Consider the following 26,306-nt stretch of genomic DNA (forward strand, 5'->3'; position numbering starts at 1 on the left):
CTCTTCGGGCTTTCCTGGCGGCCGGTGAAGCGTTGGGGCCAGGATGTGGGCCCCCTGAAGAGCGAGGAGGCCTGAGCCGATGTCGCTATGGGAATGGACGCTTCGCGCCTACGGGCGCCCGGGCGCGCCCGAAGCCTGCCTGAGGCTGCAGGACGAATTCGGCCAGAACACCTCACTCCTGCTCTGGGCGGTGTGGGCGGAGACCGCGGATCGCGCCCTGCTGGTCCGGGCGGCCGAGCTGGCGCGCGCCTGGGAGGCGACGGCGCTCGCGCCGCTGCGCGAGGTCCGCCGCGCGCTGAAGCCACGCTTTCCGCGGATCGACGACGGCGCGCGCGAGGGGCTGAGGGAGGACGTCAAAGCCGCCGAGCTCCGCGCCGAGCGGGTGCTGATGGAGGCGCTCGAGGCGCTGGCCGGCGAGGCGCGCGGCGGGGCGCACGAGCTGGACGCGCTGAAGGCGGCGTCGCAGGCCTGGGGCCGCGCCGCGCCGGACGACGAACTGGCTGCGCTCGCCGCGGCGCTGGGCTAGATTCGGCGGGCCATGAACGATCTTCCCGATGCCTCGGAAGAGGCGCTCCGCGCGCAGCTCGCGGAGCTGCGCCAGGAGCATGCCGACCTCGACGCCGCCATCCAGGCGGTCGCCGCCTCGCCGCTCGCCGACATGATGCTGATCGGGCGGCTGAAGCGGAAGAAGCTGCTCCTGAAGGACGAGATCGCCCGCATCGAGGATCTGCTGACGCCGGACATCCCGGCGTAGGCTCAGGCGGCCCCGCGGTCCCGCTTGGCGGCGTACATCGCCGCGTCGGCCGCGGCGACCAGCGCCTCCGGCTCGAGGTCGGCCGAGATCTGCCGCACCCCATAGGAGACGTGTAGCGGGGCGGACCAGTCGCCGAACGACATCGGCTCGCGCTCGACGGCCCTGGCGAGCGCGGCGGCCTTGGCCTCCGCCACCGGCTGGTCGGCCTGGACCAGGATCACGGCGAACTCGTCGCCTCCCATGCGCCCGACGAGGTCGGAATCCCGCACGTTGCCCGACAGCCGGTCGGCGACCGCCTGCAGGACCGCATCGCCGGCCGCATGGCCGAAGCGGTCGTTGATCGACTTCAGCTCGTCGACATCGAAGTAGACCAGGCTCGCCGGCGCGCCATAGCGCTGGCAGAAGGCGCGGATGCGGCCCACCTCCCGCAGGAAGGCGCGCCGATTGAGCAGCGGGGTCAGCCCGTCGCGGTCGGCGAGGTCCTGGGTTTCGGCGAGCTGCGCCTTGAGCCGCGCCACCTCGCCGCGGAGATCGTCGATCTCGATGAGCAGGCTCTGCAGCGCTCGCTGCACGGCCGGCGTCAGGTCGCGCTCGGCGAGCCCGAGGAAGGCGGTGGTGTCGCCGCCAGCCGCCGGCGCGGCCGACTGCGCGCCGGCCTGGGCGAGGGCGCGCCTGCGGATGGTCGAGAAGGGCTCGAGGCGCGCGCCGGTGATCTTCATGGGCTTCCTGAGGGGCTGCCGCCTCGGAGGGCGAATGGAATCAAGGACGCGACGATCGCCTGGGGCGAATCCTAACCCTGCCGGTTGCCGCCGCAAAGCGCCCGCCTATACTCCGCGCCTTTCCTGGCCGGGGGCTCGAGGATCCCAAACCGAAGCATGACCGCCCAGCCCGTCGCCATCATCATGGGCAGCCGGTCCGACTGGCCGGTGCTGCGGCATGCCGCCGAGACGCTGGAGAGCCTGGGCGTGGGCTACGAGGCCAAGGTGGTCTCGGCGCACCGCACGCCGGAGCGCATGTACGCATTCGCCAAGTCCGCCAAGGCCGCGGGCGTCAGGGTGATCATCGCCGGCGCCGGGGGCGCGGCGCACCTGCCGGGCATGACCGCCTCGCTCACCGAGCTGCCGGTGCTGGGCGTGCCGATCGAGACCAAGGCGCTGAAGGGCATGGATTCCCTGCTCTCCATCGTGCAGATGCCGGCCGGCATCCCGGTGGGCACGCTGGCGATCGGCGAGGCGGGGGCGCGCAACGCCGGCCTGATGGCCGCGCGCATCCTGGCGCTCTCCGATCGCGGGCTGGCGCAGCGGATGGCGGCGTTCTCCGCGACCCAGACGGCCGGCGTTCCCGAGACGGTGGAGGACGCTTGAGGCGCCGTCCCGCGGTCCTGCCGCTCGCGCCCGGCTCGACCCTCGGCATCCTGGGCGGCGGCCAGCTGGGCCGCATGCTGGCCCAGGCGGCCGGGCGTCTGGGGCTCGACGTCGCCGTTCTCGATCCTGAGCCGGACGGTCCGGCCGCGCGGGTCAGCGCGCACGCCATCACCGCGGCCTACGACGATCCCAAGGCGCTGCAGGCGCTGGCCGATCTTGCGGGCGTGGTCACCTTTGAGTTCGAGAACGTCCCCGCCGCCGCCGTGGCGCAGCTCGCCGACATCGGGGTCGAAGTGGCCCCGGGTCCCCTGGCGCTGAAGGTTTCCCAGGACCGGTTCGAGGAGAAGAGCTTCCTCAACGCCCACGGCGCGCCGACCGTGGCCTTCGCCCCGGCGTCGAGTCCCGACGAGGCGGTCGCGGCGATCGATGAGGTGGGCGCGCCCGCGCTCATGAAGACCCGCCGCGAGGGCTACGACGGCAAGGGCCAGCGCTGGGTGGAGCACGCCCCGGCCGCGGCCCGCGCCTTCGCCGAGCTGGGCGGCGGCCCGGTGATCCTGGAGGCGGCGGCGGGTTTCCGCCGCGAGCTGTCGATCATCGCCGCCCGCGCCCGCGACGGAGCCACCGCGGTCTATCCGCTGGCCGAGAACCACCACGAGGGCGGCGTCCTGCGCCGCTCCCTCGCCCCGGCCCAGGCCGCCTCGGCCGTCGTCGATCAGGCCGAGCGGATCGCCGCGCGGGTTCTGGCCGGCCTCGACTATGTGGGCGTGATCGGGATCGAGCTGTTCGAGATGGAGGATGGGCGGCTGCTGGTGAACGAGATCGCGCCGCGGGTGCACAACACCGGCCACTGGACGCTGGACGGCTGCGAGGTCGACCAGTTCGAGCAGCACATTCGCGCCGTCGCCGGCTGGCCCTTGGGGCCGACCCACGCGATCGCCCGGGTGGAGATGGTGAACCTGCTGGGCGACGAGATGCAGGGCTGGCTGCGCCTGGCGCACGAGCCCGAGACGCGCCTGCACCTCTATGGCAAGCGCGAGGCCAAGCCTGGGCGCAAGATGGGTCACGTCAATCGCGTGAAGCCGCTCTGATGGTGGATTCCATCCGCTTCTACGAAGAGAACGCGGCGGACTTCTTCGCCCGCAGCGTGGCGGCCGAGATGCTGCCGCAGCTCAGGGCGTTCGCGGGCCTGCTGCCGCCCGGCGGCCGGGTGCTGGACGCGGGCTGCGGCGCGGGCCGCGACGCCAGGGCGTTGCGTGAGATGGGCTTCCAGGTGACCGCGACGGAAGCCGCCCCGGCGCTGGCGGCCCTCGCCCGCGCCCACGCCGGTGTGGAGGTTCGCGTGATGACCTTCGACGAGATGGCCTGGAGCGGGGCCTTCGACGGGATCTGGACCTGCGCCTCGCTGCTGCACGTGGCCCGCACCGAGCTTCCCGCCACGCTCGTGCGTCTGAAGCGGGCGCTCGTCCCCCGCGGCGCCTGGTTCATGTCGTTCAAATACGGGACCCGCGAGCGCGAGGCGAACGGCCGCCGCTTCACCGATCTGGACGAGGCGGGCGCGCAGGCGTTGCTGGCGCAGGTGGGCGGACTCGAGCTGATCTCGATGCAGGTGAGCGGCGATGTGCGGCCGGACCGATCGAGCGAGCGGTGGCTCAGCCTGCTCTGCCGCAAGGCGGCTTAGCGGCTTCCCCCCGTCTCGGGGAAGCAGGAGCTCAAGGGACGTCGGTGAGGTCCGGCGGGGGCTGGGGCCGGCCGTAGCGGGCCCTGCCCAGGGCGCGGACCGCGCCGGCCATCAGGTCGTACGGGCGGACCGGCGTCGTCGCCTTGAGCCGCTCGAAGCGCATCACGTCCTCGATCCTGCGGTCCACGAAGGCGAGCGCGTCGGCGCGGCTGGCGTGCATCCGCAGGGCCAGGCCGCCGGAGAGGATGCCGGCCAGCAGCAGCCGCTTCGAATAGTGATTCTCGTCGGTCGCGGCGTCGCCCGCCCAGCGCCAGAGGACGTCGGCGCTCCGCCAGGCGAGCTTCGCGGCGAGCGGCGCATTGGGCGGCAGCGCCAGCCAGGCCAGCCAGCGGCGGGTGGAGGGCTCGTCCTGGGCGGCGGCGTCGAGGCGCGCCTCCACGCCGGCGCGGATCGCCTCGCGGATCTTCAGCGACGCCGGATCGACGTCCTGCAGCATCGACAGCGCCCGCGCATCGTGGCGGTCCGCGAGCAGCGCGGCGAGATCGGCCGGCCCGTGGGGGATCAGGAGCTCGGTCTCGCCTTCGGAAAGCCCGGCGGCGCGGCCGGCCAGCCGGGCCATGCGCCGCGTCCAGCCTTCGGACGCAGCTAGCCTCAGGGCTTCGTCGAGCACCCGCTGCTCGGCGGCCCCGGCCCAGTCTTGCGTCGTCCCGGCGTTCGCCATAGGGCGATCTTAAGCCATTTCCGCTATGCCGTCGCGGCGTGGACAGGCCGGCCGGCTTCTGGTATCCCGCCGCGCTCTGACCCGAAGGCCCATGGCCTCCGGGCGTCGATATTTCTGTTCGCTCGCCGCCGCCGCTTCGTCGGGAGACAGGGGGACGGGCGGGAGCCGCAGACAGGAGAGAGACCTCTGGTTCAGATTTTCGTTCGTGACAACAACGTCGACCAGGCCCTGAAGGCGCTGAAGAAGAAGATGCAGCGCGAGGGCTCGTTCCGCGAGATGAAGCGGCACGTCCACTACGAGAAGCCTTCCGAGAAGCGCGCCCGCCAGAAGGCGGAGGCGGTGCGCCGGGCCCGCAAGCTGGCCCGCAAGCGCGCCCAGCGCGAGGGCCTCATCGCCGCGCCGAAGAAGCCGAGCCGCTGACGACTCACGAACGACGCATACCGATCTCATGTAAGAGCCGCGCCGAAGGGCGCGGCTCTTGCGTTTTGGCCAAGGGCACAGTCAAGGCGCGATCTTCCGTCGCGCGACGGAGCGCATTTGTGGTGGAACGCCAGTCGGCGTCCTATCTTTAATGTCCCTGCCCGCAATCCTCGAAGGCGGATTCAACCGATGAACCTGCGCAATTTCGTCATCTGGGGCGTGATCGTCGTCGTCCTGGTCGGTCTCTACAGCATGGTGACCGGCGGCGGCCGCGCGGCGGGCGCCAGCGAGATCCCCTACTCGCAACTCGTGGCGAAGGTGAATTCCGGCGAGGTCAAGCAGGCGGTGATCCGCGGCGCGGCCGTCGAGGTCAAGGACCAGGCGAACCACGTCTTCACCGCCATGACGCCGGTCAACCAGGACGACCTGGTCAAGAAACTGGAGTCCACAGGCGCCGAGATCGACGTCAAGCCGGTCGGCGGCGTGACCCTGATGGGGGTGATCCTGCAGGCCCTGCCGGTGCTTCTGCTGATCGGGGTCTGGATCTTCTTCATGCGCCAGATGCAGGGCGGGGCCAGGGGCGCCATGGGCTTCGGCAAATCCAAGGCCCGCCTGCTCACCGAGAACAAGAACCGCGTCACCTTCGAGGACGTAGCCGGCGTCGACGAGGCCAAGGAGGAGCTCTCCGAGATCGTCGACTTCCTGAAGGACCCGCAGAAGTTCCAGCGCCTGGGCGGCAAGATCCCCAAGGGCGCGCTGCTGATCGGCCCGCCCGGCACCGGCAAGACGCTCCTGGCGCGCGCCATCGCAGGCGAGGCCGGCGTGCCGTTCTTCACCATCTCCGGCTCCGACTTCGTCGAGATGTTCGTCGGCGTGGGCGCCAGCCGCGTGCGCGACATGTTCGAGCAGGCGAAGAAGAACGCGCCCTGCATCATCTTCATCGACGAGATCGACGCCGTCGGCCGTCACCGCGGGGCAGGCCTGGGCGGCGGCAACGACGAGCGCGAGCAGACGCTGAACCAGCTGCTGGTCGAGATGGACGGCTTCGAGGCCAACGAGGGGATCATCCTTATCGCCGCCACCAACCGGCCCGACGTGCTGGATCCGGCGCTGCTGCGCCCCGGCCGCTTCGACCGTCAGGTCGTGGTGCCGAACCCCGACATCAACGGCCGCGAGAAGATCCTGCGGGTCCACATGCGCAACGTGCCGCTGGCGGCCGACGTCGACGTCAAGGTGATCGCCCGCGGCACCCCCGGCTTCTCGGGCGCGGACCTGTCCAACCTGGTCAACGAGGCGGCGCTCATGGCTGCGCGGAAGAACCGCCGCATGGTCATGATGCGCGACTTCGAGGACGCCAAGGACAAGGTGATGATGGGCGCCGAGCGGCGGTCCATGGTCATGACCGAGGACGAGAAGAAGCTCACCGCTTACCACGAGGGCGGCCACGCCCTGGTGGTGCTGAACGTCGCCTCCACCGACCCCTTGCACAAGGTGACGATCATCCCGCGCGGCCGGGCGCTCGGCGTCACCATGCAGCTGCCCGAGCGGGACAAGTACTCCATGAGCTACGAGCAGATGGCCTCGCGGCTGGCCATCCTGTTCGGCGGCCGCGTCGCCGAGGAGCTGATCTTCGGCAAGGAGAAGATCACCTCCGGCGCGAGCAACGACATCAGCCAGGCGACCAAGCTCGCCCGGGCCATGGTCACCAAGTGGGGCTTCTCCGACAAGCTCGGCGCGGTGGAGTACGGCGAGAACCAGGAGGAGGTGTTCCTGGGCCACTCGGTGGCGCGCAACCAGAACGTCTCCGAGGCCACCGCCAAGATCATCGACGAAGAGGTCAAGCGGCTGGTCAAGGCCGGCGAGGAGGAGGCGCGGCGGATCCTCACCGGACGGATCGAAGAGCTGCACATCCTCGCCAAGGCGCTCCTGGAGTACGAGACGCTCAACCCCGAGGAGATCATCAACGTGCTGAAGGGCGTGGCGCCGGTCAGGGAGGATCCCGAGGTCAAGCGCCCGGTCGGGCCTTCGGTGGCCGTGCCGATCTCGCCCAGGCCCGATCCCGAGCCGGCCTGACGGCTTCAGACGACAAGAAGGCGGCGGCCGCCCGCAAGGCGGCCGCCTTTTTCGTGCGCTCGGCTATAGCTCGGCGCAGGATTGGCGCAGTCGGGACGGAGATGGCGACGACGAAGGCAGCAGCAGCAGCGGTCAGGGTGATGGGCGTGGTCAACGTCACGCCCGACAGCTTTTCGGACGGGGGTCGCCACCTCGATCCTGAAGCGGCGGCGGCGCACGCCCGGCGGCTGATCGCCGAGGGCGCCGACATGCTCGACATCGGCGGCGAGTCCACGCGCCCGGGGGCGGCGCCCGTTTCGGCGGCCGAGGAGATCGCCCGGGTGGTCCCGGTGATCGAAGCCGTGCGGGCCGCGAGCGCCCTCCCGATCTCCATCGACACCATGAAGCCCGCCGTCGCGCGGGCGGCCGTCGCGGCCGGCGCCGGCATGTGGAACGATGTCACCGCGCTGCGCCATGCGCCGCAGAGCCTGGCGCTCGCCGCCGAGCTCGGCTGCGAGGTGGTGCTGATGCACATGCTAGGCGAGCCCGGGACGATGCAGGCCGCGCCGCGGTATGACGACGTCGTGGCCGAGGTGGCGGAGTTCCTCGCCGATCGGGCTGCCGCGGCGATGGCGGCGGGCGTCCGGCGGGAGCGCATTTGGCTCGATCCGGGGATCGGCTTCGGCAAGCACATGCTCCGCCACAACCTGCCGCTGCTCGCCGGCTTGCGGCGCATCACGGCCCTGGGCTTTCCGGTCCTGCTGGGGGTCAGCCGCAAGAGCTTCATCTCCGCGGTCGACGGCGGCGGCGTGGCGGCGGACCGTCGGCTCGGCGGCTCGATCGCCGGCGCGCTCTGGGGCGCGGCGGCGGGGGTCGCGGCGGTGCGGGTCCACGACGTGCGCGAGACCGTCCAGGCGCTGCGGGTGTGGCAGGCGCTCGGCGAGGCGGCCTGGCCGTCCTAAGCCGGCGCGCGCGCCAGCAGGCGCGGCAGGTCCTTCAGACGCAGCGGCTGGCCGGCCTGCAGCAGGTTCGCCCGGAACAGCCGCCCGATCACCACCAGCTCCAGGCCGATGAAGACCGCGAGCACCGCCGCCGAGCCCGCCACCTCCAGCGGCGAGACCCCGCTTCCCAGCCGCGCCATCATGGCGAACGGCGCATAGACCGGGATCCAGGACAGCGTCCGCGGCAAGGGGCCGTCGGGGTTCTGCAGCACGGCGCTCATCATCGCCGCCACCGGCAGCGTCAGGGCCAGGATCATCGGCGAGAGGTAGCCCTGGGCGTCACGCATGTTGTCGCTCATCGAGCCGATCGCCAAGAACAGCATGGAGATGCAGAGGTAACCGGCGGCGAAGAAGTAGACGAGGGCCACGACCACCCAGGGCGAGCTCACCGAGGCCAGGGCCGGCCGCAGGTAGTCGGCGATCGCGCCCTGGAAGACGAAGCCCGCCGCGACGGCGAAGCCGATCCAGGCGAGGATCATCACGGCGCCGATGGCCAGCACGCCGATCAGCTTGCCGTAGAGCAGGTCCTCGGGGGTGATGCAGGCGATCACCGCCTCGAGCAGCTTGTTGGAGCGCTCCTCGATCAGCCCCTGCAGCATCCAGGCGCCGGAGACCATCAGCGAGATCAACAGCAGATAGGCGAAGCCGAGCGGCAGGGCCGAGCGCAGGATCATCCGCTCGCGCCCCGATCCCGTGGGCGGGACGGTGAGCGTGATCGGGGCCGAGACGGTCTGCGCCCGGGCGAGCGCCGCAAGATCGATCCCCTCCGCCTGCAGGGCGCGCAGGCGCAGGCCCTGGTTCAGCTCCTGGCGGACGTCCTCGATGAGCTGCGGATAGGCGCGCCCGTTGGTCCACAGCCGCGCCGGCGCGGCGCCGAAGTCGGCCGGGATGTAGACCGCCAGGCCGAGCGGCCGCGGCCCTTGCGACGTCGCCACGTCGGTCTTCAGGAGAGGCGCCAGCGAGGCGCCGAATCGCTCCGGCCCGGCGGTGGTCACGACCCCGGCCGGCGGGGCGATGCGCACATAGGCGGGCTTGGGCGCGCGGAAGTCCGGGGCCGCGGCAGGTTTGCGCCTGGCGATCTGCGCCTGGGCGACGGGCAGGCCGCCGGCGGCTTCGAAGGCGGCGACGTCGGCGTCGCTGAACCAGCGCGGGCCGCCGGCCCAGACCTGCTGGCCCTGGTCGGGCGCGATCTTCCAGCGCTCGGCGTAGGTGGCGAGCGCGCTCAGCGTCTGGCGTTCGGCGTTCACCTTCAGGCGGCGATCGATGGCCGGGGCGTAGCGTCCGGTGTCGTCCACGATGACGTAGGCTGCGCCCTCGGCCGGTCGGAAGAAGCGCACCGAAACCTGGCTGAGCACGATGGCCACCGGGAACAGCAGCAGCGTCACCCAGAAGCTGCGGGTGCGGGCGATCTGGCGGAACTCCCGGCGCGCCACCAGCAGCATCGGCGTCATGGCTTCTCCTCCGGGTCGCCGCCGACCAGATGCAGGAACACCTCGTGCAGGCTGGCCTGCCGGGTCTCGAAGCGGCGGAGCGGAAAGCCGCCGGCGGTGCAGACCTCGAGCAGGGCCGCACTCGAGGAACCCGGCGCCAGCGCCACCTCGTAATCGGTCCAGCCGTCGCTCGCGGGCCCCAGCGCCTGGGCGGCGGCGACGCCGGGGAGGCCGCGCGGATCCGCCCTGGCGGCGATCACCAGCCGCGCCGGCAACTGCGCGCGGGCCTCGTCCTGATCGCCCTGGAAGACCTTGCGGCCGCGGGCGATCAGCAGCAGCCGATCGCAGAGCCGCTCGGCGTGCTGCATGACGTGGGTCGAGAAGATCACCGTGGAGCCACCGCGCGAGAGCTCGAGCACCAGCTCCTCCAGCACGGCCTGGTTCACCGGATCCAGCCCGGCGAACGGCTCGTCGAGGACCAGCAGGCGCGGGCGCGTCACCAGGGCGGCGGCGAGCTGCACCTTCTGGGCCATGCCCTTGGAGAGCCGCTCCACCTTCCCGTCGCCGAACTCGGAAAGACCGAAGCGGTCGATCAGCAGCCTGGCCGCGGCGCCCGCGGCGGCGGCCGGCATGCCCTTCAGCTGGCCGAAATAGGCGACCGTCTCGACGGCCGACATCTGGCGGTAGAGGCCGCGCTCCTCCGGCAGGAAGCCGATCTCGCCCGAGCCCTTGCGGCCCGGCGCGCGCCCGAGCACGGAAATGCTCCCGGAGGTCGGCCGCAGGATGTCTAGCGCCATGCGCAGGCTGGTGGTCTTGCCCGCGCCGTTGGCTCCGAGGAAGCCGAAGACCCCGCCCTCCGGGACTTCGAAGCTGAGATCGTCGACCGCGGTGAAACCGCCGTATCGCTTCACCACGCGGTCGAATGCCAGGACTGACAGGCGCGCCTCCCCGAAGGACCGGTATGGCGAGGCTCGCCGCTCGCACGGGCCGCGTCAACCCGCGGCCGGGACGCCCCAGGCCGGCAGGCGGGCGCGGTAGACCGCCGACATCTCACGCTCGCGGCGGCGACTGAACGGGTGTCGGATCGAGTCGGCGGCGGCGGGCAAGCCTTCCATGTGCACGTGCCAGCCGGTCGCGATCGAGATGAGTCGCGGCGCAGGCAGGTTCGTCTGGGTGAGCCTCAGGCGACAACCCTTCCCGTCGGGCTCGAGCTCGAAACGAACGACGGAATCCGGATGTTCTGCGTGCGGCCAAGTCCAGGCCAGGACGCGCGGCGGATCGAGCTCTACGATGGTGTGCTCGGACGACGCATAGCCTGGCGCGCTCAGCACCATGCGCCCGCCCGTCCGGAGATCGACGTCAGCATCCAAGAACCAATCGGCGATCCGCTCCGGCACGGTGAGCGCCGCCCAGACTCTCTCGATCGGCTTGGCGAACCGGCGCTCGAACAAGAGGTCGTAGACCGCGCCGCGCCGTCTCACCGCGCCGAGTTCCATATCGCTCAGGGTCATTGCTCGCTCTCCAGGTGATCTTCCAGGGCGGCCAGGCGATCGGCCCAGAACCGCCGATAGGGGGCGAGCCAGGCCTCCAGTCCGGAGAGGCCCTTCGGCTCCAGCCGATAGAGCCTGCGCTGCCCCTCGGCGCGCGCGCTCACCAGTCCCGCCTCGCGCAGCAGACGCAGGTGCTTCGAGACGCCCGGCTGGCTGATCGCCAGGGCCTCGACGATCTCGCCGGCCGGCCGCTCGCCTTCCCGCAGCAGGTCGAGGATGCGGCGGCGGTTCGGCTCGGCGAGCGCTTCGAACGGGTCCATGCCGGGAAAATTACCAGACAGTTATATAACTTTCAAGCAATGTGCGCGCCGAACGCAAAAGGGCTAGGGCAGTCGCATGCGGCCGTTGGGACGAGTGCTGATCATCGCCGGCTCCGATTCCGGCGGCGGCGCGGGGGTGCAGGCCGACATCAAGACCGTCACCGCGCTCGGCGGCTATGCGGCGACTGCGATCACCGCCATCACCGTCCAGAACACCCTCGGCGTCAGCGCCGCCTACCCGCTGCCGGGCGAGCTGATCGCCGCCCAGGCGCGCGCCGTGCTCTCCGACATCGGCGCGGACGTGATCAAGACCGGCATGCTGGGCGAGGTCGAGATCGTCGAGCTCGTGGCGGCGCTGCTCGACGAGGCGGCCCGGCCGGCGGTGATCGATCCGGTGATGGTCGCCAAGGGCGGGGCGCGGCTGCTCGCCGAGGAGGCGGTGGATGCGATGACGCGCCTGCTGGTCCCGCGCGCGGCGCTGCTGACGCCCAATGCGCCCGAGGCCGAGGCGCTGACCGGTCTGGCGGTCGCGACCGCGGACGACCTGCGCCGCGCGGGCGAGGCGCTGTTGCAGGCGGGCGCCGGGGCGGTGCTGATGAAGGGCGGCCACCTGCCGGGCGAGCGGCTGACGGACGTGCTGATGACGCCCTATGGCGAGACCAGCTTCGAGACGGCGCGCATCGAGAGCCGGCACACCCACGGTACCGGCTGCACGCTGGCCTCGGCCTGCGCCGCGGGCCTGGCGCAGGCGATGAGCCTCGAGACCGCCGCGGCCCGCGCCTGGGCCTACGTGCAGGAAGCGATCGCCCGCGCGCCCGGGTTCGGCCAGGGCCACGGGCCGCTGGACCACGGCTGGCCCTTGCGGCAGGAGAGCAGCCGATGAAGCTCACCTTCCTCGGCTGCGGCGACGCGTTCGGCTCGGGCGGGCGGTTCAACACCTGCTTCCACGTCGCCGGGGAGACCGGCCGGTTCCTCGTCGACTGCGGCGCCTCCTCGCTGATCGCGCTGCGGCGGTCGGGCGTCGACCTGAACGCCATCGGCGCCATCTTCCTGAGCCACCTGCACGGCGACCACTTCGGCGGGCTGCCGTTCTTCCTGCTCGACGCGCAGTTCATGAGCCGCCGCGCGGCCCCGCTCACCATCGCCGGGCCGGAAGGCCTGCCGGCGCGGCTGCACGAGTTGCAGGAGGCGCTGTTCCCCCGCTCGTCGGAAAACCGGCCGCGGTTCGAGCTCAACCTCGTGGAGCTGCCGGCGGGCGAGCGCCAGGAGGTGGCGGGCGTTGCTGTCACCACTGTGGCCATGGACCACTTCAGCGGCACGCCCTCCAACGCGCTGCGTCTCGAGGCCGAGGGGCGCGTCCTCGCCTATTCCGGCGACACCGCCTGGACGCCGGCGCTGATCGCCGCCGCGCAGGGGGCGGACGTGTTCATCTGCGAGGCCTCGTTCCGCGGCCGCAAGGTCACCGGCCACATGGACGTCGACGACCTCCTCGCCCACATGGCGGAGATCGGGGCCAAGCGGACGGTGCTGACCCACATGGGCGACGACATGCTGGCGAGGCCCGCGCCCGAGGGGACGATGAAGGCGCACGACGGGCTGGAGATCGTGTTTTGAGCGAGGCGGCGCTCGCCGGCCGGCTGGACGAGATCGTCCGCGCCGCGCCCAGGCTGATGCAGGTGCTGACCACGGCTCGGGAGCTCGAGCTTTCAGACTGGCTGGTGTTCTCCGGGGCGGTCTACCAGCCCGTGCTGAACCGCCTCACCGGCCGAGACGTCGACTATGGGATCAAGGACTACGACCTCGGCTACTTCGATGCGGGCGACCTATCCTACGAGGCCGAGGACGAGGTGATCCGGCGCGTGGCGGCCGCCTTCGAGACGCCGCTTCGCGACATGGTGGAGGTGCGCAACCAGGCCCGCGTCCACCTGTGGTTCGAGGGGAAGTTCGGCGAGCCCTACACGCCCTTGAGCTGCACGGCCGAGGCGGTCGGCCGTTTCGTGAGCCCGCTGTTCGCCGTCGGCGTGCGGCTGGAGCGGGACGATCGGCTGGGCATTGTCGCCCCCTTCGGCCTGGAGGACCTCTTCGCGCTCAGGCTCCGGCCGAATCCGGCGCGGCCGGAGGTGCGGGGCTTCGCCCGGATCGCGGCCTCCGCCGTCGCCCGCTGGCCGGAGCTTGCCGTAACCAATTAGCCGCTTGGCTAACTATATCCGGCCGCTATGTAGACGTCCTGCCACCGTTCGAGAGAAGCCGCCATGCGCCAGTGGACCGTCGACGCCTTCGCCAGCGGGCCGTTCATGGGCAATCCGGCCTGCGTGCTGGAGCCGATGGCGGCCTGGCCGGCCGAGCGATGGATGCAGGCGCTGGCGGCGGAGAACAACCAGGCCGAGACCGCCTTCCTGCGCAAGACCGCCGATCCGGCGCGCTTCGACCTGCGCTGGTTCACGCCGGCCATGGAGGTTCCGCTCTGCGGACACGCGACGCTGGCCTCGGCGCATGTGCTGTTCGCCGAACTGGGCCTGACCGCCGGCGAGGTGACCTTCGACACCCGCTCAGGCCCGCTGCGGGTCCGCCGCGCCGGCGCGGCCTACGAGATGGACTTCCCCGCGACCATGCCGCGCCGCATCGAGGCGCCGGCGGGACTGGCCGAGGCCTTGGGAGCCGAGCCCGAGGAGGTCTGGGCCGCGCAATATCTGGTGGTGGTGCTGAAGGACGAGGCCGCCGTCCGCGCGCTGCGGCCCGACATCGCCGGGCTGAATGTCCTCGCGAGCGCCGCCGCCCAACGCGGCAATGTGGGCGTCGCGGCCATCGCCGATCCCGGACGGCCGTACGATGTGGCGGACCGATTCTTTGCGCCCGGGTCGGGCGTGCCGGAGGATCCGGCGACCGGCTCGCTTCACTGCATCCTGGCGCCGCTGTTCGCGGCGAAGCTTGGCCGCGCCAGAGTGAAGTTCCACCAGGCCTACCCGGGCCGGGGCGGGGATCTGGACTGCGAAGTCGCGGGCGAGCGGGCGCTGCTGCGGGGGACTGCGGTGACCGCGCTCGACGCGCGGCTCTTGAGCCTCCCCGAATAGAAGGCGCCCCCGGACGCATCCGGGGGCGCTCGCTTCGGCCTCAGCGCCGCTTAGCGATAGTAGGGCCGGCGCATGTTGTAGGCGTACCCCTGGGTCAGGCTGTCGATCCGGTTGACCACGTTCTCGAGCCTGCGGACTTCCCACGGCCGGGCTTGCCCCGTCTGGGCCCGCCAGGCCAACGGCTGTACGCTGGCCAGCTGCATGTGCAGGTCGCGCGCCTGGCGCCAGGAGATCATGCCGCGCTCCCGGGCCCGGTCGATCTTCCAGCCCAGATGGTTCACGTAGGCGGTATTCAGGCGACTGTCGGAGTAGCCATGATAGTAGGGCTGCGCCTGAGCAGTCGTCGCAACCGTCGCGCCACCAAGCGCAAGCGTTGACGCGGCTGCGGCAGCCAGGATCTTAAGCTTCGTCATTGGTCAGTTCCTCTGCTTCGGTGTCCCTCTGCTTAGGTCCTGCCCCGACACGCCTTGAAAACTCTCACTTGGCGACATGGTTTCCGCGAATCCACCTATCCATCGCGTGCTCGGGCAGTCCAGCCAGGGCAGGAGATCATCCCGCGGCTGAAGCTTGCCTGAGGCGCTCGTTGTGTGCGGTTCAGCCGGCTCGGGCGGCGGCGGCGCGGCGTCCCGTCGCCCCGGTCGCGGCCGCGTTGAGGGCCACGCTGATCGCCTCGTAGAGCTTGGCGATTTCGATCGGCTTGGCGACGTGGCCGTCCATTCCGGCGGCCAGGTACTCTTCGATCTGATGGGTCAGCGCGTTGGCCGTGAGCGCCACGATCGGGATGCGACGCCGGCCTTCCGTGGCCTCCAGCTCCCGGATCTCGCGGGCGGCGGTGATCCCGTCCATCACCGGCATCTGGATATCCATCAGGATCAGGTCGTAACCGCCCACCCGCCAGGCATCCACGGCCTCCTTGCCGTCGGCGACGATGTCGATGTCGATGCCGAGCGAGTCCATGACCGCAGCCAGCACCTGGCGGTTGGTTGGATTGTCCTCGGCGGCCAGCAGGCGCAGGTCGCCGTCGTCGCCGCTCATCTCCGGCGCCTTGGCCTCGGCCTCGCTCGGCGCGCCCCGGGGCAGCGGCAGCTCCACGGTGAAGGTCGAGCCCTCACCCTCGCGGCTCTCCACGTCGATGGCGCCGCCCATCATCTGGGTGAGCTCGCGGCAGATCGCGAGCCCCAGCCCCGTGCCGCCGAAACGGCGCGTCGCCGAGTTGTCCGCCTGGGTGAACTTCTCGAACAGGGTCGGCAGCTTTTCCGCCGCGATGCCGACGCCGGTGTCGCGCACCGTCACGCGCAGCGAGTCGGTCTTGGAATTGATGTCGATGCGGGCCTCGACCCCACCGTGCGGCGTGAACTTCACGGCGTTCGACAGGAGGTTGCCCACGATCTGCTTCAGGCGGTCCGAATCGCCCCGCCACCAGCCGTGCGCGGCCTCGTCCACCTCGAAGCTGAACGCCAGCTTCTTCTGCTCGGCGAGCACGCGGAAATTGTCGGCCGCGGCCGTGACCACCGGCTCCAGGTCGAAGTCGTCGACCACCAGGCTGAGCTTGCCGGCCTCGATCTTCGACAGATCGAGCACGTCGTTCAGCACCGCCAGCAAGAGGCCGCCGGACTGGCGGATCACGTCGAGGCGGTCGCGCTGCACCGGGGCGAGCTCGCCCATCGACATCACCTCGGCCATGGCCAGCACGCCGTTCAGCGGCGTGCGGATCTCGTGGCTCATGTTGGCCAGGAACTGCGTCTTGAGGACGTTGGCGGCATTGGCGGCGTCGCGGGCGAGCTCCAGGTCATGCATGGCGCGCTTCAGCTCGTCCTCGCGCTCGGCAAGCTTGGCCAGCAGGTGGTTGAAGCTGGCCGTGAGACTGCGGAACAGCTCGTCGGCGGCGGCGACCTCCACCGGCTCGAAGCTGCCGCCGGCGGCGACCTTGTGCATCGCCTCGGACAGGCGCTGCACCGGCGCGATCACCCGGTGCGCGAGACTGCGGGCCAGGAACAGGGCGACGCCCACGCCGCCGAACAGCAGGACGGCGGTGAGTGCGATGAACTGCGGCAGCAGCGGCGCAAGGCTGGGCTTGGCGACCACCAGGGTGACGCGCCCAAGCGCCCGGCCGCCCTCGCGCACATCGGCCTGGATGGTCTCCTGCTCGCCCTGGGCGGGCTTGACCGCGCGATACCCGGCGAGGCTCCGGCCGTCCGGCGCATCCAGCCGGGCCGCCACCACGCGCGGGCTCGCCGCCAGGGCGTCGAGGGAGGCGCCGTACGCCGCAGGATCGCTGCGCGCGAGCGCGGGCGCGAGATTGACGGCCGTGACCTGCGCGAGAGACACGTGAACGTTGTGCGACTGCGTGCGGGCCACCGCCCATTGCTGCAGCATGAAGGTGCAGCAGGCGGCGAACAGGACCACCACCGTGGTGACCAGGCCGACACGCGCGACGCGGCCGTGGAAGGTGGCCACGTGGGCCGCTTCGCGGGAGGGAGTGGGCCGGGTCATCGCCTTCGCTTGGAATGCACGGAACCCGCTGTAGCGAGATTTTCCTAACGGTTCGCTTCTCGCACCCACGAGACGGAGGCCGCCGGACCCTCGAATCCAACCTTTGCTGTGGCGCCATCGCCACACCACAACCCCCGAGAGCGAGAATCGTGGTTAACAACCCATGAATCGGTTGCGAAAGGCTTCACCATTCATTTACCGTCCGCTCGATCTTATCGTTAACCCGCAACTGGGGGCTGTGATGGAAAAGGTTTTTGTGGCGAAGAAGGTGGCGGCCAAGCTGTTCGCCACCGAAGCGGCGGTCGACACGGCTCTCGTGGAAGCCTCCGAATTCATGAGCGAAATGCTCAAGGCGCGGCAGGACGTGAATGCGTCGCTGGTGTTCGCCGACGATTGCCAGGTGAAGCTCATGGAGGCGCTCAAGGCCCTCAGTGAAGCCCGCACGGCGATGGTCGCGGTGCACGAAGAGCTGAACCAGGCCAAGCTGCGTCTCGGCATCCGCACGAAGATGAACGGCCAAGACAAGCCGACCTTCCTGGCGGAAACCGACTCGGATCGCGCCGTCGCCGAGGCGGTCTGACCACATAGTTGCAGAACTTTAACTGATTTCGCGCCTCTAACTGGGTTAGGGGCGCGAAGTCATGTTTGGCCTGTCGATCAGACTCCTTATCGATCTGTTTTCCGTCTTCGGCGCGGGCTTCGCGCTTTGGAAGGGCGGGATCGCCGAACGCCTGGGCGCCGGCGTGGTGATCGCCAACGTGCTGATCGGCGATGTGGGCCAATGGCTCGCGCCTGACGCGGAAGGCGTGATCCGACTCTGCAACGACGGCTTTGCGGCGCTGGCGCTGCTGGTCGTCACGGTGCGCTACGGCGCGCTGTGGATGGGTGGGGCGATGCTGTTCTACGCCGCCCAGTTCTCGCTCCACTCCTATTACCTGGTGACCGACCGGTCCGACCGCGACTACCTGCACGCCGCGATCAACAATCTCGACTGGACCGGCATCATCTGGTGCCTGATCATCGGCACCCTGGTCGCCTGGCGGCATCGATGGCGCGCCCCGGCCTCGCCGGAAGTCCCTGCGCCCTAAAGTCGCCCCGAGCGCGGCGCCGGAAACTTTCTCTTGCACTGCAGCACGAAGCGGCGTTCTTGGCCCGCGGGCCACGTCCTCCCAACGGGACGCCGCCCATCTGCAAGGATGGGAGATATCGCTGTGACCACGCCTCCGAAGCCGGCCATGCGCCCGGCTCGCCCCGAATTTTCATCCGGCCCCTGCGCCAAGCGCCCCGGATGGGCTCCTGAAAATCTCCAGAACGCCGTGCTCGGCCGCTCGCATCGCTCGAAGCTCGGCAAGGCGCGCCTGAAGGAAGCGATCGACCGCACGCGCGAGCTGCTGCAGGTCCCCGAGGACTATCTCATCGGCATCGTCCCGGGCTCCGACACCGGCGCCATGGAGATGGCCATGTGGTCGCTCCTGGGCGCGCGCCCTGTCCAGCTTCTGGCCTTCGAGAGCTTCGGCAAGGACTGGGTGACCGACGTCACCAAGCAGCTGAAGGTCGAGGCCGAGGTGCTGTCGGCGCCCTACGGCCAGCTGCCCGACCTCGCCAAGGTGCGCAAGGACGCCGACCTGGTGTTCACCTGGAATGGCACGACCTCGGGGGTGCGCGTGCCGGACGCCGCCTTTATCGCCGCCGACCGCGAGGGCCTGGCGATCTGCGATGCGACGAGCGCCGCCTTCGCCCAGGATCTCGACTGGGCGAAGCTCGATGTGGCGACCTTCTCCTGGCAGAAGGCGCTGGGCGGGGAAGCCGGTCATGGCATGCTGATCCTCGGGCCCCGCGCCGTCGCGCGGCTGGAGAGCCATACCCCGCCCTGGCCGCTGCCGAAGCTCTTCCGGCTCACCAAGGCCGGCAAGCTGAACGCCGAGATCTTCGAGGGCTCGACGATCAACACGCCCTCCATGCTCTGCGTCGAGGACTATCTCGACGCCCTGCGCTGGGCGGCCTCGATCGGCGGCCTGGCCGAGCTCCGCCGGCGGGCCGACGCGAACCTGGCGGTGCTGGAAGCCTGGGCGCAGAAGACGCCGTGGGTCGCGTTCCTGGCGGAGGACCCGTCGATCCGCTCCAACACCTCGGTGTGCCTGAAGGTGATCGATCCCCGGGTGACCTCGCTTCCGGAGGACGCCCAGGCCGACTTCGCCAAGAAGCTCGCCGCCGCGCTGGAGAAGGAAGACGTGGCCTATGACGTCGCCGGCTACCGCGACGCCCCGCCCGGGCTTCGCATCTGGTGCGGCGCGACGGTCGACGCCTCCGATCTCGAGGCGCTGACGCCCTGGCTCGACTGGGCGTTCCAGACCACCGCCGACCAGCTTCAGACCGCGTAACGCCCAAAGCCTCTCCCCTCGATGGGGAGAGGTTGGAGAGGGGTGCGTGCGTTGAGGCGAAGGTCGCTCCGATCGGGCGCCAACCTCCGCTCACACCCAACTCCGCAGCCACACCCCATCCCAACCCTTCCCCATCGAGGGGAAGGGCTTCCGGAGAAACCGAAATGCCCCGCGTGCTCATCGCAGACAAGCTCTCCCCCGCCGCCGTCGACATCTTCCGCCAGCGCGGCGTCGACGCCGACGTGAAGACCGGCCTTTCCAAGGACGAGCTGCTCAAGATCATCGGCGACTACGACGGCCTGGCGGTCCGCTCGGCCACCAAGGCCGACAAGGAGGTCATCGCCGCCGCCAAGCGGCTGAAGGTCATCGGCCGCGCCGGCATCGGCGTGGACAATGTCGACATCCCGGCCGCCACCGCCGCCGGGATCGTGGTCATGAACACGCCGTTCGGCAATTCGATCACCACCGCCGAGCACGCCATCGCCATGATGTTCGCGCTCGCCCGCCAGCTGCCGCAGGCCGACGTCTCGACCCAGGCCGGCAAGTGGGAGAAGAACCGCTTCATGGGCGTCGAGCTGTACGGCAAGACCCTGGGGCTGATCGGCGCGGGCAACATCGGCTCCATCGTCGCCGACCGGGCCAACGGCCTGAAGATGCACGTCGTCGCCTACGATCCCTTCCTGTCGCCGGAGCGGGCGATCGAGATCGGGGTCGAGAAGGTCGAGCTCGACGAGCTCCTGAAGCGGGCCGACGTCATCACCTTGCACACCCCGCTCACCGACAAGACCCGCAACATCCTCTCCGAGGAGAACCTGGCCAAGACCAGGAAGGGCGTGCTGATCGTCAACTGCGCGCGCGGCGGACTGGTGGACGAGGCGGCGCTGCGCAAGCTCTTGGACGCCGGCCACGTGGGCGGCGCGGCCTTCGACGTCTTCGTCGAGGAGCCGGCCAAGTCCAACCCGCTGTTCGGCGCGGAGAACTTCATCGCCACGCCGCACCTCGGCGCCTCCACCGTCGAGGCGCAGGAGAACGTCGCCCTGCAGGTCGCCGAGCAGATGAGCGACTACCTGCTCACCGGCGCGGTGAGCAATGCGCTGAACAGCCCCTCTGTCACCGCCGAGGAGGCGCCGCGCCTGCGGCCCTTCGTGGCGCTCGCCGACAAGCTCGGCCTGTTCGCCGGCCAGATGGTCGACTTCGGCATCAAGGCGATCGACATCGCCTACGAGGGCGAGGTGGCCAAGCTCAACACCCGGCCGCTGACGGCTGCCGCGCTGGCCGGGGTGATGCGTCCGATGCTGGCCGAGGTGAACATGGTCTCCGCCCCGGCGGTCGCCAAGGAGCGCGGCATCACGGTCTCGGAATCCAAGCAGGACGAGAGCCCGATCTACGAGAGCCTGGTCCGGATCACCGTCACCACGGAGAAGGGCAAGCGCTCCTTCGCGGGCTCGGTGCAGGCCGGCGCGCCGCGCGTCGTGGAGGTCAAGGGCATGGACCTCGACGCGCCCTTCATGCCGACCATGCTCTACGTCAACAACGAGGATAAGCCCGGCTTCATCGGCAATCTCGGGGCCCTGCTGGCCGAAGCCAAGGTCAACATCGCCACCTTCAACCTGGGCCGGGTCGCGGCGGGCGAGGACGCCATCGCCCTGGTCGGCGTCGACCAGGCGCCCACCGACGGCCTGGTCGAGAAGATCCGCAGGCTGCCGCACGTCAAGGAGGCGCGGACGCTGGGATTCTAACCGCCGCTCAGCGCCCCGAAGATCAGCAGCTCGTCGCCGTCGCAGAGCCGCCGGCCGAGCGCGCGGGTCTCCTCCAGGCCCACGAAGATCCGCATGTGCCGGCGCACGCGATCCTGCTCGTCGACGACGCGGAACCGGATGCCGGGAAAGCGGGCGTCCAGGTCCCGCAGCACCTCGTCCACCGTGGCGCCGGCCGCGGGCACGCGGGTCGCGCCCTCGGTGTAGGCGGTGAGCTGGGAGGGGATCAGGACCGAGACCATGGCTCAGACGCGGGCCGCCACCACCGAATAGATCTCCGGCAGGTGGGCGGCGATCTGGCGGAAGCTCTCGCCCTCGTCGTCGCTCATCCAGACCTCGCCGCCGGTGGTCCCGAGATAGAGGCCCATGGGATCGGCGTGGTCGCCGCAGAACGCCTGCCGCTTGACGGTGAACCAGCCCTGTTCGGCCGGAAAGCCGCGGTCCTTCCGCTCCCAGCTCGCGCCCCCGTCGCGGGTGCGGTAGACGGCGGGCCGGCCGCCGGGCGAGACGCGCGGCCAGACCTCCGTGCCGTCCATCGGGAAGACGTAGGCGCTCTCGCGGTCGCGGGGATGCGGCACGACGGTGAAGCCGATGTCGCCCACCTCCTTCGGCATCGCCTCGCCGATGCGGTCCCACACCTCGCCCGGCCGATCGAGGCGGTAGATGCCGCAGTGGTTCTGCTGCCAGATGCGGTCGGGATCGGCCGGCGCGAGCGCGATGTAATGGCTGTCCTGGCCGAACTCCGGATAGGGGTCGGGCAGGAAGTCGCAGCGGACGTTCCGGTTCAGCGGCCGCCAGCTTGCGCCCTGATCCAGGCTCTCCAGCACGCCCGCCGAGCAGGTGGCCAGATAGATGTGGCGCTTGTCGCGCGGGTCGACGACCACCTGGTTGAGGATCGCCCCATCCGGCGTGCCGCCGTCCGGGGGCAGCCACTCGCCCACCATCGGATGCTCGTTGAGGCCGGCGACGCTCTCCCAGGTCTCGCCGCCGTCGATGCTGCGGAACAGGCCCGGCGGCGAGGCCCCCGCCCACCAGACCCCGGGCTCATCCGCATGGCCGGGCTCCAGCCAAAAGGTGTGGTGCACGGCGCGGCCGAGCTTGTCGCCCTTCGGAAAAGCCGGGGGCTGCCTGGCCTCGGTCCAGCTCTTGCCGCGGTCGGTGGAGCGCAGGATGGTCGGGCCCAGGTGGCCGGTGGCCGTGGCCATCAGCATGGTCCGCCCGTCGCGCGGATCGATCCGGAAATGGTTGATGATCTGCCCCAGGAACAGGGGCCCCTCGGCGCGCCAGGTCGCGCGCGCCGCATCGCTGCGCAAGATCCAGGCGCCCTTGCGCGTCCCGATCAGCAGTTGCATGGCCTCGGTCATCGGCTTCCTCCCGAACCGAGGACGATTCATACCACGCCGATCCGACAGGCGGATCGCGATCAGGCCTTGCGCGGATCGGGCGCTTTCGGATCGGCGTCGCAGATCATCCGCACGAAGTCGCCGCGGTAATCGTCGGCGACCCGCATCTCGGTGTCGAACACCATGCGCGTCGGGCGGGCTCGTAGGCCGGCCAATCCGGGGCGGAGAATTTGTGGTCAATCGTGCTTACAGGTTGCGCACCCGCGGCTGCTGCTCGACCGAGATCTCGTCGGCCATCCGCCGCCGGATGTTCTCCAGGAGCGCCAGCACCTTGTCGGCCTCCGCGGTGGGCCGGCCGATGAACACGGTCTCGAGCGCCAGCCCGCGCAGCGCCGAGAGCGTCAGGTGAGCGATGGCGTCCACCTCGGCCACGTGGTCGGGCGCGCCCAGCAGCCCCTCGGCCATCCGCCGGCGGGTTCGGTGCATGCTGGACTCGGTCTGGCCGAGGAAGGCCTTGAAGCGCTCGCGCAGCTCGGCGTCGGTGCGGGCCGCGATCATGATCTCCATCACCGCGATGGCTTCCGACAGCTGCAGCCCCTTCCAGACCGCCTGCACGCCGCCGATGAACTGATCCCGCCCCGGCGGGTTGGCGGCGACCTGGGCGCGGATGAAGTCGCGCTGTACGATCCAGGCGTGCTCGGCGACGGCCAGCATCAGCTCGATCTTGGTCGGGAACTGGTGCAGCAGCGAGCCGCGGCTGACCTTGGCCATGCGGGCCACGAGCGGCGTGGAGGTGGCGGCGTAGCCGAACTCGGCCAGGCATTTGACGCCGGCCGATAGGATCTTCGCCCGGGTGGCGGCGCGGCGTTCGGCGTTGGGGCCCCGGGGCGTCCTGGCTTTGGTCTCTGCCACACCGGCACAATACGCTCCGGGGGGCCGGAGCCAAGCTCTGGCCGGCGAGGGCGCCGGGCGCGCCCCTCGGCCGGTGGCGGGTCAATGGAAGTCGCGGCTGCGGATCAGCCGGCCGCTCACCCGGCTGCGGACCCGCGGCGCCGGCTCCGCCTCGCCGTCGCGCATCTCGGAGAGCCGGTGCGAGAGGTCGGTGAACCGCTCGGCCACGAGGTGGATCACCTCGCCTTCCTTCTGCACCTGGCCGTGGACGATGACGAAGGAGCCGCCCATCACCAGCCGGCGGTTGGCCTCGAAGGTCGCCTTCCAGACCACGACGTTGGCGATTCCGGTCTCGTCCTCCAGGGTCATGAACACCACGCCCTTGGCGGTGCCGGGCCGCTGGCGCACCAGCACCAGGCCGCCGACCGAGGTCCGCCGGCGGTCGCGCATCGTCTTCAGGGCCGCGCAGGGGACCGCGCCTGAGCGGGCGAGCTCCTCGCGGAAGAAGCTCGCCGGATGCGCCTTCAGCGAGAGGCTGGTGGTCCGGTAGTCCTCGGCCACGTGCTGCGGCTGGCCCATGAAGGGCAGCAGGACCTGCGCCTCCTTCGCGGTCCGGCGGGCGATGAGCGGGGCGTCGCGCTCGGCCCCGATCTCGCCGGCCAGCCCCTTCACCGCCCACAGCGCCTGGCGCCGGTCGAGGCCGAGCGAGCGGACGGCTTCGGCTTCGGCGAGCAGCTCGAGGCCGCGCCGCGAAACGCCTGCGCCGAGCGCGAAGTCCTCCAGCGTCCGCGCACCATCCGACCGCGCCTGCATGAGCCGCAGCGCCTCGTCCTTCCTGAAGCCCTTGATCTGGCGGAAGCCCAGGCGCACGGCGCGGAAGTGGCGAACCTCCCCCGCGTCATCGCGGGGGAGGGGGACCGCAGCGCGGTGAAGGGGGAGGCTGCCGCGCACTGCACCGGCCGCCCCCTCCACCACTTCGTGGTCCCCCTCCCCCATCCGCCTGATGGGGGAGGTTCTGGCCTCCTCCAGCGTGCAGTCCCAGTCGGAGGCGAGGATGTCCGGCGGACGCACCTCGACGCCGTGGTCGCGGGCGTCGCGGACCAGCTGGGCCGGCTGGTAGAAGCCCATCGGCTGGGCGTTGAGCAGGCTGGCGCAGAACACGTCCGGGTGATGCCGCTTCACCCAGGCCGAGGCGTAGACCAGCAGCGCGAAGCTGATCGCGTGGCTTTCCGGGAAGCCGTAGGAGCCGAAGCCCTCGATCTGCTTGAAGCAGCGCTGGGCGAACTCCGGCTCGTAGCCGCGCGCCGTCATGCCCTCGATGAACTTCTCGCGGTACTCCCAAAGCCGGCCGTTGGCGCGGAAGGTGGCCATCGAGCGGCGCAAGCCGTCGGCCTCGTCCTCGGTGAACCTGGCCGCCTCGATGGCGAGCCGCATGGCCTGTTCCTGGAACAGCGGCACGCCCAGGGTCTTGCCGAGCACCTGGCGCAGCTCGTCCGCATCGCCCTGGCCGGGCGCGGGGCTCGGAAACACCACGGGCTCCTTGCCTTCGCGGCGCTTGAGATAGGGGTGCACCATGTCGCCCTGGATCGGCCCCGGGCGGACGATCGCCACCTCGATGACGAGATCGTAGAACTCGCGCGGCTTGAGCCTGGGCAGCATGGACATCTGCGCCCGGCTCTCCACCTGGAAGACGCCGACGGAATCGGCGTGGCAGAGCATCTCGTAGACCGTCGGATCATCCTGCGGGATCTCGGCGATGTCGGTGATCCGCCGCCCGTCCGGCAGCGGCGGCAGCAGGTCGATCGCCTTCTTCAGCGCGGTCAGCATGCCGAGCGCCAGCACGTCGACCTTCATCAGGCCGAGCGCGTCGATGTCGTCCTTGTCCCACTCGATGAAGGTGCGCTCGTCCATGGCGGCATTGCCGATCGGCACGGTCTCGTCGAGCCGCCGCTGGGTGAGCACGAAGCCGCCCACGTGCTGCGACAGGTGCCGGGGAAAGCCCAGCAGCTGATGGGCCAGCGAGGTCGCCCGGCGGATCTCCGGCGCATCGGGATCGAGCCCGGCCTGGCGGATGTGCGCGTCGGGCACGCCCTCGCCGTAGGCGCCCCAGACGGTGTTGGCGAGCGCGGCGGTGATGTCCTCGGTCAGCCCCAGCGCCTTGCCCACCTGGCGGATCGCCATGCGCGGCCGATAGTGGATCACCGTCGCCACGATGGCGGCGCGATGGCGGCCATAGCGGCGGTAGACGTACTGCATCACCTCCTCGCGCCGCTCGTGCTCGAAATCGACGTCGATGTCGGGCGGCTCCGCCCGCTCCTCGGAGATGAAGCGCTCGATCAGCAGGTCCTGCTGGGTCGGGTCGACCCCGGTGATCTCCAGGCAGTAGCAGACCACCGAATTGGCCGCCGAGCCGCGGCCCTGGCAGAGGATGCCCTCACCCCGCGCCCAGGCGACGATGTCGTTCACGGTGAGGAAGTAGTGCGGGTACTTCAGCCGCCGGATCAGCTTCAGCTCCTTGCGCAGGGTCTGCACGATCTTGGCCGGCGCGCCCTTGGGCCAGCGGCGGCGGGCGCCCTCGATGGCCAACCGGCGCAGGTGCTGGTCGGCGGTCTTGCCGGGCGGCACCGGCTCGTCGGGGTAGCGGTACTTCAGCTCGTCCAGCGAGAAGGGACAGGCCTGCACGATCTCGGCGGTGCGGGCGAGCGCCGCTTCATGGCCCTGGAACAGCCGCGCCATCTCGCGGGCGGGCTTGAGGTAGCGCTCGGCGTTGGCCTGTAGCCGCAGCCCCGCCGCATCGATGGTGGTCCCCTCGCGGATGCAGGTCAGCACGTCCTGCAGCGGCCGCCGCTCGAAGTGGTGGTAGAGCACCCCGTTGGTGGCCACCATCGGCGCACCGGTGCGCTGCGCCATCTGCGCCATCGCCGCCAGCCGCGCCCGGTCGTCCCCCCGATGCAGCAGCCGCGCGCCGAGATAGAGCCGGTCCGGCCAGGCGGCGCGCCACCGCTTGAGCCGCTGTTCGAACGCGGGGTCGAGGACGTCAGACGCCGGGGCAATGGCGACCAATCCCTCGGCGAACGGCAGCGCGTCCTCGAACGTGAGCCAGGTTTCGCCCTTGGGGATGCGTTTTTCACTCCCCCCAT

At 70.6% G+C, this 26,306-nt stretch carries 28 protein-coding genes; 16 read left to right on the forward strand and 12 right to left on the reverse strand.

From position 1 onward, the window contains the following. The first annotated feature begins 79 nt into the window (after positions 1-79). Both VLI41_RS05220 and VLI41_RS05225 read left to right on the forward strand, forming a co-directional pair. The gene (locus VLI41_RS05220) at positions 80-526 is read left to right on the forward strand and encodes a TIGR02444 family protein (RefSeq protein ID WP_325267002.1); all 447 of its coding nucleotides are present in this window, start codon (positions 80-82) and stop codon (positions 524-526) included. Between the two features lie 12 nt (positions 527-538). Further along, positions 539-754, forward strand: coding sequence for a YdcH family protein (locus VLI41_RS05225; RefSeq protein WP_325267003.1), 216 nt, complete (start codon positions 539-541; stop codon positions 752-754). A gap of 2 nt (positions 755-756) precedes the next feature. On the opposite strand, the gene VLI41_RS05230 is transcribed toward VLI41_RS05225, so the two are convergent. Continuing rightward, the gene (locus tag VLI41_RS05230) at positions 757-1,473 is read right to left on the reverse strand and encodes a GGDEF domain-containing protein (protein ID WP_325267004.1); all 717 of its coding nucleotides are present in this window, start codon (positions 1,471-1,473) and stop codon (positions 757-759) included. Between the two features lie 156 nt (positions 1,474-1,629). Here VLI41_RS05230 and purE point away from each other — a divergent pair, with 156 nt between their 5' ends. From purE to VLI41_RS05245, 3 genes are read left to right on the forward strand one after another with little or no spacing between them, the layout of a single operon-like run. Further along, positions 1,630-2,118, forward strand: coding sequence for a 5-(carboxyamino)imidazole ribonucleotide mutase (purE, locus tag VLI41_RS05235; protein WP_325267005.1), 489 nt, complete (start codon positions 1,630-1,632; stop codon positions 2,116-2,118). After that, positions 2,115-3,206: a 5-(carboxyamino)imidazole ribonucleotide synthase gene (locus tag VLI41_RS05240; protein WP_325267006.1), complete on the forward strand. Its 1,092-nt coding sequence runs from the start codon at positions 2,115-2,117 to the stop codon at positions 3,204-3,206. Before purE ends, VLI41_RS05240 begins: the two co-directional genes overlap by 4 nt. Continuing rightward, positions 3,206-3,796, forward strand: a complete 591-nt coding sequence (locus VLI41_RS05245) for a class I SAM-dependent methyltransferase (protein ID WP_325267007.1) — start codon at positions 3,206-3,208, stop codon at positions 3,794-3,796. The genes VLI41_RS05240 and VLI41_RS05245 overlap by 1 nt, the downstream gene beginning before the upstream one ends. A gap of 31 nt (positions 3,797-3,827) precedes the next feature. On the opposite strand, the gene VLI41_RS05250 is transcribed toward VLI41_RS05245, so the two are convergent. Then, positions 3,828-4,517, reverse strand: a complete 690-nt coding sequence (locus tag VLI41_RS05250; RefSeq protein ID WP_325267008.1) for a COQ9 family protein — start codon at positions 4,515-4,517, stop codon at positions 3,828-3,830. 186 nt (positions 4,518-4,703) lie between these two features. Here VLI41_RS05250 and rpsU point away from each other — a divergent pair, with 186 nt between their 5' ends. The 3 genes from rpsU to folP all read left to right on the forward strand — a co-directional run bounded on the left by rpsU (position 4,704) and on the right by folP (position 7,951). After that, positions 4,704-4,937 carry a 30S ribosomal protein S21 gene (gene rpsU / locus VLI41_RS05255; RefSeq protein WP_111275467.1) on the forward strand — a complete coding sequence of 78 codons (234 nt, stop codon included), beginning with the start codon at positions 4,704-4,706 and terminating at the stop codon, positions 4,935-4,937. 189 nt (positions 4,938-5,126) lie between these two features. Then, positions 5,127-7,010: an ATP-dependent zinc metalloprotease FtsH gene (gene ftsH, locus VLI41_RS05260; RefSeq protein ID WP_325267009.1), complete on the forward strand. Its 1,884-nt coding sequence runs from the start codon at positions 5,127-5,129 to the stop codon at positions 7,008-7,010. A gap of 101 nt (positions 7,011-7,111) precedes the next feature. Beyond that, a complete protein-coding gene (gene folP, locus VLI41_RS05265; protein WP_325267010.1) occupies positions 7,112-7,951 on the forward strand; it encodes a dihydropteroate synthase in 840 nt (279 codons plus the stop codon). Here the strand turns inward: folP and VLI41_RS05270 are convergent. From VLI41_RS05270 to VLI41_RS05285, 4 genes are all read right to left on the reverse strand, one after another. Further along, the gene (locus tag VLI41_RS05270) at positions 7,948-9,441 is read right to left on the reverse strand and encodes an ABC transporter permease (protein WP_325267011.1); all 1,494 of its coding nucleotides are present in this window, start codon (positions 9,439-9,441) and stop codon (positions 7,948-7,950) included. The two genes, folP and VLI41_RS05270, sit on opposite strands and share 4 nt — an antisense overlap. Continuing rightward, entirely contained in the window at positions 9,438-10,334 is an 897-nt protein-coding gene (locus tag VLI41_RS05275) for an ABC transporter ATP-binding protein (protein ID WP_325267012.1), read from the reverse strand. Before VLI41_RS05275 ends, VLI41_RS05270 begins: the two co-directional genes overlap by 4 nt. Positions 10,335-10,412: 78 nt before the next feature. Next, on the reverse strand, positions 10,413-10,931 hold the full coding sequence (locus VLI41_RS05280) for an SRPBCC family protein (RefSeq protein WP_325267013.1): 519 nt from the start codon (positions 10,929-10,931) through the stop codon (positions 10,413-10,415). Next, positions 10,928-11,230: a metalloregulator ArsR/SmtB family transcription factor gene (locus tag VLI41_RS05285; protein WP_325267014.1), complete on the reverse strand. Its 303-nt coding sequence runs from the start codon at positions 11,228-11,230 to the stop codon at positions 10,928-10,930. The genes VLI41_RS05280 and VLI41_RS05285 overlap by 4 nt, the downstream gene beginning before the upstream one ends. A gap of 76 nt (positions 11,231-11,306) precedes the next feature. On the opposite strand from VLI41_RS05285, the gene thiD reads away from it, so the two are divergent. The 4 genes from thiD (at position 11,307) to VLI41_RS05305 (ending at position 14,301) form a co-directional block, all read left to right on the forward strand. Next, positions 11,307-12,113, forward strand: coding sequence for a bifunctional hydroxymethylpyrimidine kinase/phosphomethylpyrimidine kinase (thiD, locus tag VLI41_RS05290; protein ID WP_325267015.1), 807 nt, complete (start codon positions 11,307-11,309; stop codon positions 12,111-12,113). Beyond that, positions 12,110-12,844, forward strand: coding sequence for an MBL fold metallo-hydrolase (locus VLI41_RS05295; protein WP_325267016.1), 735 nt, complete (start codon positions 12,110-12,112; stop codon positions 12,842-12,844). Before thiD ends, VLI41_RS05295 begins: the two co-directional genes overlap by 4 nt. Positions 12,845-12,900: 56 nt before the next feature. Then, a complete protein-coding gene (locus tag VLI41_RS05300; RefSeq protein ID WP_325267028.1) occupies positions 12,901-13,419 on the forward strand; it encodes a nucleotidyltransferase family protein in 519 nt (172 codons plus the stop codon). Between the two features lie 63 nt (positions 13,420-13,482). Then, positions 13,483-14,301, forward strand: a complete 819-nt coding sequence (locus tag VLI41_RS05305) for a PhzF family phenazine biosynthesis protein (protein ID WP_325267017.1) — start codon at positions 13,483-13,485, stop codon at positions 14,299-14,301. 50 nt (positions 14,302-14,351) lie between these two features. On the opposite strand, the gene VLI41_RS05310 is transcribed toward VLI41_RS05305, so the two are convergent. Then, a complete protein-coding gene (locus VLI41_RS05310; protein WP_325267018.1) occupies positions 14,352-14,582 on the reverse strand; it encodes a hypothetical protein in 231 nt (76 codons plus the stop codon). Between the two features lie 313 nt (positions 14,583-14,895). Next, on the reverse strand, positions 14,896-16,794 hold the full coding sequence (locus VLI41_RS05315; protein ID WP_325267019.1) for an ATP-binding protein: 1,899 nt from the start codon (positions 16,792-16,794) through the stop codon (positions 14,896-14,898). Between the two features lie 256 nt (positions 16,795-17,050). Here VLI41_RS05315 and VLI41_RS05320 point away from each other — a divergent pair, with 256 nt between their 5' ends. The 4 genes from VLI41_RS05320 to serA all read left to right on the forward strand — a co-directional run bounded on the left by VLI41_RS05320 (position 17,051) and on the right by serA (position 20,914). Then, on the forward strand, positions 17,051-17,374 hold the full coding sequence (locus VLI41_RS05320) for a hypothetical protein (RefSeq protein WP_325267020.1): 324 nt from the start codon (positions 17,051-17,053) through the stop codon (positions 17,372-17,374). Positions 17,375-17,435: 61 nt separating this feature from the next. Further along, on the forward strand, positions 17,436-17,882 hold the full coding sequence (locus VLI41_RS05325) for a hypothetical protein (RefSeq protein ID WP_325267021.1): 447 nt from the start codon (positions 17,436-17,438) through the stop codon (positions 17,880-17,882). A gap of 108 nt (positions 17,883-17,990) precedes the next feature. Next, on the forward strand, positions 17,991-19,175 hold the full coding sequence (locus VLI41_RS05330) for a phosphoserine transaminase (RefSeq protein ID WP_325267022.1): 1,185 nt from the start codon (positions 17,991-17,993) through the stop codon (positions 19,173-19,175). A gap of 164 nt (positions 19,176-19,339) precedes the next feature. Beyond that, a complete protein-coding gene (gene serA, locus VLI41_RS05335) occupies positions 19,340-20,914 on the forward strand; it encodes a phosphoglycerate dehydrogenase (protein WP_325267023.1) in 1,575 nt (524 codons plus the stop codon). Here serA and VLI41_RS05340 read toward each other — a convergent pair. The 4 genes from VLI41_RS05340 to VLI41_RS05355 form a co-directional block, all read right to left on the reverse strand. Continuing rightward, entirely contained in the window at positions 20,911-21,174 is a 264-nt protein-coding gene (locus VLI41_RS05340) for a MoaD/ThiS family protein (RefSeq protein ID WP_325267024.1), read from the reverse strand. The genes serA and VLI41_RS05340 overlap by 4 nt on opposite strands. A gap of 3 nt (positions 21,175-21,177) precedes the next feature. After that, entirely contained in the window at positions 21,178-22,296 is a 1,119-nt protein-coding gene (locus VLI41_RS05345; protein ID WP_325267025.1) for a glycosyl hydrolase, read from the reverse strand. A 225-nt stretch (positions 22,297-22,521) separates the two neighbouring features. Further along, on the reverse strand, positions 22,522-23,187 hold the full coding sequence (locus VLI41_RS05350; protein ID WP_325267026.1) for a TetR/AcrR family transcriptional regulator: 666 nt from the start codon (positions 23,185-23,187) through the stop codon (positions 22,522-22,524). 81 nt (positions 23,188-23,268) lie between these two features. Continuing rightward, the coding region (locus VLI41_RS05355) for an error-prone DNA polymerase (protein ID WP_325267027.1) at positions 23,269-26,306 on the reverse strand (3,038 nt) is incomplete at its 5' end.

Origin of the sequence: Phenylobacterium sp. (assembly GCF_035475775.1) — a bacterium.
Lineage (GTDB): Bacteria > Pseudomonadota > Alphaproteobacteria > Caulobacterales > Caulobacteraceae > Phenylobacterium.

What these genes read in the sequence shown, in the direction of transcription:
- serA (WP_325267023.1), top strand. Translation starts at nt 19,340, where the DNA reads ATGCCCCGCGTGCTCATCGCAGACAAGCTCTCCCCCGCCGCCGTCGAC.
- purE (WP_325267005.1), top strand. Translation starts at nt 1,630, where the DNA reads ATGACCGCCCAGCCCGTCGCCATCATCATGGGCAGCCGGTCCGACTGG.
- folP (WP_325267010.1), top strand. Translation starts at nt 7,112, where the DNA reads ATGGCGACGACGAAGGCAGCAGCAGCAGCGGTCAGGGTGATGGGCGTG.
- VLI41_RS05300 (WP_325267028.1), top strand. Translation starts at nt 12,901, where the DNA reads ATGCAGGTGCTGACCACGGCTCGGGAGCTCGAGCTTTCAGACTGGCTG.
- VLI41_RS05220 (WP_325267002.1), top strand. Translation starts at nt 80, where the DNA reads ATGTCGCTATGGGAATGGACGCTTCGCGCCTACGGGCGCCCGGGCGCG.
- thiD (WP_325267015.1), top strand. Translation starts at nt 11,307, where the DNA reads ATGCGGCCGTTGGGACGAGTGCTGATCATCGCCGGCTCCGATTCCGGC.
- VLI41_RS05345 (WP_325267025.1), bottom strand. Translation starts at nt 22,296, where the DNA reads ATGACCGAGGCCATGCAACTGCTGATCGGGACGCGCAAGGGCGCCTGG.
- VLI41_RS05325 (WP_325267021.1), top strand. Translation starts at nt 17,436, where the DNA reads ATGTTTGGCCTGTCGATCAGACTCCTTATCGATCTGTTTTCCGTCTTC.
- VLI41_RS05315 (WP_325267019.1), bottom strand. Translation starts at nt 16,794, where the DNA reads ATGACCCGGCCCACTCCCTCCCGCGAAGCGGCCCACGTGGCCACCTTC.
- VLI41_RS05250 (WP_325267008.1), bottom strand. Translation starts at nt 4,517, where the DNA reads ATGGCGAACGCCGGGACGACGCAAGACTGGGCCGGGGCCGCCGAGCAG.
- VLI41_RS05225 (WP_325267003.1), top strand. Translation starts at nt 539, where the DNA reads ATGAACGATCTTCCCGATGCCTCGGAAGAGGCGCTCCGCGCGCAGCTC.
- VLI41_RS05295 (WP_325267016.1), top strand. Translation starts at nt 12,110, where the DNA reads ATGAAGCTCACCTTCCTCGGCTGCGGCGACGCGTTCGGCTCGGGCGGG.
- VLI41_RS05280 (WP_325267013.1), bottom strand. Translation starts at nt 10,931, where the DNA reads ATGACCCTGAGCGATATGGAACTCGGCGCGGTGAGACGGCGCGGCGCG.
- VLI41_RS05340 (WP_325267024.1), bottom strand. Translation starts at nt 21,174, where the DNA reads ATGGTCTCGGTCCTGATCCCCTCCCAGCTCACCGCCTACACCGAGGGC.
- ftsH (WP_325267009.1), top strand. Translation starts at nt 5,127, where the DNA reads ATGAACCTGCGCAATTTCGTCATCTGGGGCGTGATCGTCGTCGTCCTG.
- VLI41_RS05230 (WP_325267004.1), bottom strand. Translation starts at nt 1,473, where the DNA reads ATGAAGATCACCGGCGCGCGCCTCGAGCCCTTCTCGACCATCCGCAGG.
- VLI41_RS05305 (WP_325267017.1), top strand. Translation starts at nt 13,483, where the DNA reads ATGCGCCAGTGGACCGTCGACGCCTTCGCCAGCGGGCCGTTCATGGGC.
- VLI41_RS05330 (WP_325267022.1), top strand. Translation starts at nt 17,991, where the DNA reads ATGGGAGATATCGCTGTGACCACGCCTCCGAAGCCGGCCATGCGCCCG.
- VLI41_RS05270 (WP_325267011.1), bottom strand. Translation starts at nt 9,441, where the DNA reads ATGACGCCGATGCTGCTGGTGGCGCGCCGGGAGTTCCGCCAGATCGCC.
- VLI41_RS05285 (WP_325267014.1), bottom strand. Translation starts at nt 11,230, where the DNA reads ATGGACCCGTTCGAAGCGCTCGCCGAGCCGAACCGCCGCCGCATCCTC.
- VLI41_RS05245 (WP_325267007.1), top strand. Translation starts at nt 3,206, where the DNA reads ATGGTGGATTCCATCCGCTTCTACGAAGAGAACGCGGCGGACTTCTTC.